Source organism: Halodesulfurarchaeum sp., assembly GCF_036626455.1.
Taxonomy (GTDB): Archaea; Halobacteriota; Halobacteria; order Halobacteriales; family Halobacteriaceae; genus Halodesulfurarchaeum.
In genome coordinates this window covers 1-3755 of the sequence record NZ_JAZKRK010000070.1, presented here as the reverse complement: position 1 = coordinate 3755, position 3755 = coordinate 1, and the positions used below count along the sequence as shown (strand labels likewise).

The following is a 3755-nucleotide window of genomic DNA, read 5'->3' as shown; positions in this document are numbered from 1 at the left end:
GTGTCCATGAATTCATTGCCAGCGCCACGGGGGAAAGAACTAACGGGTCGTCCGAGTGAATTACTTTTTTAGTCGCTCCTGTCTTCTGGAGTCGGGTAGGATTGATCACGGGCCACAACCGTCTCAGCTTCGAATCTGATTAGTCGGTAATCGTCCGTATCGAACTCGACGAACATCGCGGGCCACTCGCTTTGTTGATCGCCAAGATACTTCTGGAAAAGGCGTTTTGCTCGGGCCGTATCGTACGGTTCGAGCGTTGCCTTTCCACGCATTCCAACGTGTTCCACCCGTCCCGTAGCGGGGTCGAAATCAACGATTCCGAGTGCCGTTTGCGGATACTGCTTTACCCGCTCGGGGTACGACCGGCCACTCAACCGTGCGACGTTCCAAATGGCCCCCGCCTCCCACAAGAACCAGAGGGGGGACACCCGGGGGCCGGTATCAGATTCCTGCGCAACAAAACAGAACAACGGCCGGTTGAGGAACTCGTCCAGCGATACCTCAAGTGTGTTCTTGACGATCTCCATGCACTTCGCCTCCACGGCCAGAGTGAAAATCCGTTTGGTAGGTACGACCGATGGACGCCTATCACCACGGAATCAGCATGCTGAAAACAGCCTCTAAGTCTTGCAAGTGGTTTTAGATAGAGAACTGGCATTTCTCAGATCTCATGATGAATAGAACGCGCTTATACAGCAAGCGAAATTACTAAGATGCCACTTATTTTTCCAAAAATGGTAAATTTAATGCACTTTAGGTATTAACAAGGATCAAATGTTTTTTCTACCCCTCCAAATAAGCCGTATCCCATTTGTCAACATTGGGGCCACAATACTCCTCTGGTCGGTATTAAGTCTCTACATAGCCGGGGCCTTGTTTTGGAGTTACGAGATGCTTAGGTACGGTATTTTTTACTCCCCACCTTCTCGCCAATACGACGCAGGAGACGCACAGGTCCGAATCTTAACTGTTGATAATGAATCCGTAGTTCGCGAAACTGTTCGAAACCTCCCTGATTCGTTTGACAAACCGTATGTCATAGCTGAGGAATTAATTGAGATTCCAGGGGCGGAAGTTCGGGTGGTACCTGCGGATTTCGAGTCCGACGCAACGAATAAAGCGCGTGCGGTAGAATGGGCACGTCAATCGATACCATCTAAACGCGAATTTACACTTTACCTCGACGAGGACAGTCATATGCTTGAGTTTGGGGGGTTTCCCGATGCTGATATCATTCAGTTTAACGAATTTCCCCGCAAAACCTCTAGCCTACTCACATACTTTTGTGAAATCAATCGCATCGGATTTCAAATTGAACAAACCTCGTTTCCGCGGGTAAAAATTCCGCTATACGCTTGGGGAGGCGGAATAGCTATTAGGAAATCCGTGGAAGACGAAATCACTTGGGATTATCCGACTGTTATTGAGGATACAGTCTTTATGTGGCGAGCGTTCACCGAACTTGATAGAGAGGTGTCTTTTGCATATATTCCTGACCGTATCTCAAACCAGGCTCCTCCTAATTTCTGGGAGATGTTCCAGCAACGGCGTCGCTGGATTGCTGGAAGTCGTGAGGATTTTCAGATTCTTTCTGTCGATCGCATCCTCATGTATGGTATCCGTGACCTTTCTTGGTCAGCAACGGGTGTCATTCCGGTTCTGGCAGTCATCGGACTCCTTCCTGGAATAGACATTTTTTTCGCCGAAATGTACCTTGTCACCTCTTTAGTTCTCCTAGGGTTCATGTATATCTGGATCATAATTGGCCTCCTCCGTTATCGACCGTCAATTCCGATTGCAATTGCTGTTCTTATCCTTGCCCCACTCACAACAATCCTACACTCTTTTGGCGCACTGTGGGGGATTATCTCCCCGCCCGATACATTTGAAATTACTGCGAAAGTCGATGATAACTCCCAAGAAGACGAATTCTCCACACCCGCTTCGAGCGAAGATCCAACCCAAAATAGTTATGACTAAAACTGACAGTCTTCACCGAGCGCTTGGGGTATTTCCAGCGGATGATTTGGATGAGGCGATGGCCTTTGACCAGTGGCTCAATGAAAATCTGTCGGTAGTTACGACTTTCGTTCCAGTAGATGTCTCCTCCGCATTACGAGAACAGTTTTTCGATGAGTACTTGACTCCCCTCTGGAAGAACGGGTTAGTCCCTGTAGTCACGCTCGAACCCTGGGCTATGGAAGAAATTGCGTCTTCTAAGTTGCTGAGCGGGAGCGATAACCTGGATGAGAATTTTAGGGACTGGGCAACTCAATTCGCAAAATGGCTGAGGTCGTCATCCCAACGAAGACTAATTCTCAGGCCTGCCCACGAAATGAACGGTTCATGGTACCCTTGGAGCGTAGGTGCCGGGGTTGATCCCTCAGATTACCGCAGAGTATGGCGGACAATATATGATATATTTGGGGACAATGACCTTTTGAAAGAAAACATTCAGTGGCTTTGGTCAATTAATGCGGAGACTACAAGTGATGTCGATATCGCAGCGATCTATCCTGGCGACGCGTATGTTGATTTGATCGGTGTCGATGGGTATAATTTTGGTGGAAGTCAAGATTGGAGTGAGTGGAGGGGGCCTACATCCATTTTTGAGCCGGCCTTCAAAGAAATACGAGAGATATCCGAAGCTCCTATAACCGTTCCCGAATTCGGTTGCTCATCACTACGAGACGGCAACATTGATCCAACCGCCAAAGCGTCGTGGATTTTGCATGCCTTTGATTTGTTCAATCGGTGGGATATTCGTTTGGCCAGCTGGTTTAATGTAGATAAAGAAACGGACTGGCGTGTGTTTCATATAGCATCCAATGCTGACAAACGGTATCCGGGACACGTCGTAATCAATGGAACAAAATTTGCCGTTTACCCTTCGTTCCGAAGGGCAGCAATCCAATATCTTGCCTACGAAAGTATTACTTTATAATTTCTTGAGAGGAGATTAAATCAACTCACGGATGCTAAATACACGCTCTGTATCTTGCAGTCGGTTTCTGACAACCTCTGATTAGGTCTCACGGAACGTGATGAATACACAGCGCATATGCAGTATGACCCAATTACTAAGCAAATCACTATAGGCTGGGTGAGGGAAAACACAGTCGTCGGTCCAGCAGGGACGCCTGCTATACCCTGAGGGAATTCCTTTTGCCGGTACCGACACTATACCGGATAATGACCGACTCCACCGACGAAATCCAGGTCCTTCATGTAGATGACGACCCGGATTTCGCCGAACTCGCTGCCGAGTTTTTGGAGCGCGAAGATGAGCGGATATCCGTTCAAACAGCAGCAAGTGCAGATGAGGGGCTGAAACAGCTTTCTAATTCCAGTATTGACTGTATCGTTTCCGACTACGATATGCCTAAGCAGAACGGTATCGAGTTTCTCGAAACCGTGCGGGAGGACTACCCTGACCTTCCGTTCATCTTGTTTACAGGCAAGGGCTCGGAGTCGGTGGCCAGCGAAGCGATCAGTTCCGGCGTTTCTGATTACCTACAGAAGAAAAGCGGTAGACAGCAGTACGAGCTGTTGGCGAATAGGGCCGGGACGTTGGTCGAAAAATACCGAAACGTGCAGGAATTGGACAAACTTCGACGGCAATTCACCATATTGGTAGACCAGAATTTCGTCGGGATATACATCATTCAGGACGGAGAGTTCGTGTATGTGAACCCCCGTCTGGCGGCAATTCATGGATATGATGATCCGGAAGAAATCTTCGGAATGTCACCGCT

4 protein-coding genes are annotated in these 3755 nt (G+C 48.3%); 3 read left to right on the top strand and 1 reads right to left on the bottom strand.

The window, feature by feature from the left end; genetic code table 11:
* Positions 1-68 precede the first annotated feature (68 nt).
* The gene (locus tag V5A26_RS11250) at positions 69-527 is read right to left on the bottom strand and encodes a pyridoxamine 5'-phosphate oxidase family protein (RefSeq protein ID WP_332322545.1); all 459 of its coding nucleotides are present in this window, start codon (positions 525-527) and stop codon (positions 69-71) included.
* 364 nt (positions 528-891) lie between these two features.
* On the opposite strand from V5A26_RS11250, the gene V5A26_RS11245 reads away from it, so the two are divergent.
* From V5A26_RS11245 to V5A26_RS11235, 3 genes are all read left to right on the top strand, one after another.
* On the top strand, positions 892-1980 hold the full coding sequence (locus V5A26_RS11245) for a glycosyltransferase (protein WP_332322544.1): 1089 nt from the start codon (positions 892-894) through the stop codon (positions 1978-1980).
* A complete protein-coding gene (locus V5A26_RS11240) occupies positions 1973-2944 on the top strand; it encodes a glycoside hydrolase family 26 protein (RefSeq protein ID WP_332322543.1) in 972 nt (323 codons plus the stop codon). The genes V5A26_RS11245 and V5A26_RS11240 overlap by 8 nt, the downstream gene beginning before the upstream one ends.
* A 248-nt stretch (positions 2945-3192) precedes the next feature.
* Positions 3193-3755, top strand: a 563-nt coding sequence (locus V5A26_RS11235) for a response regulator (protein ID WP_332322542.1), incomplete at its 3' end; no start/stop codon positions are given.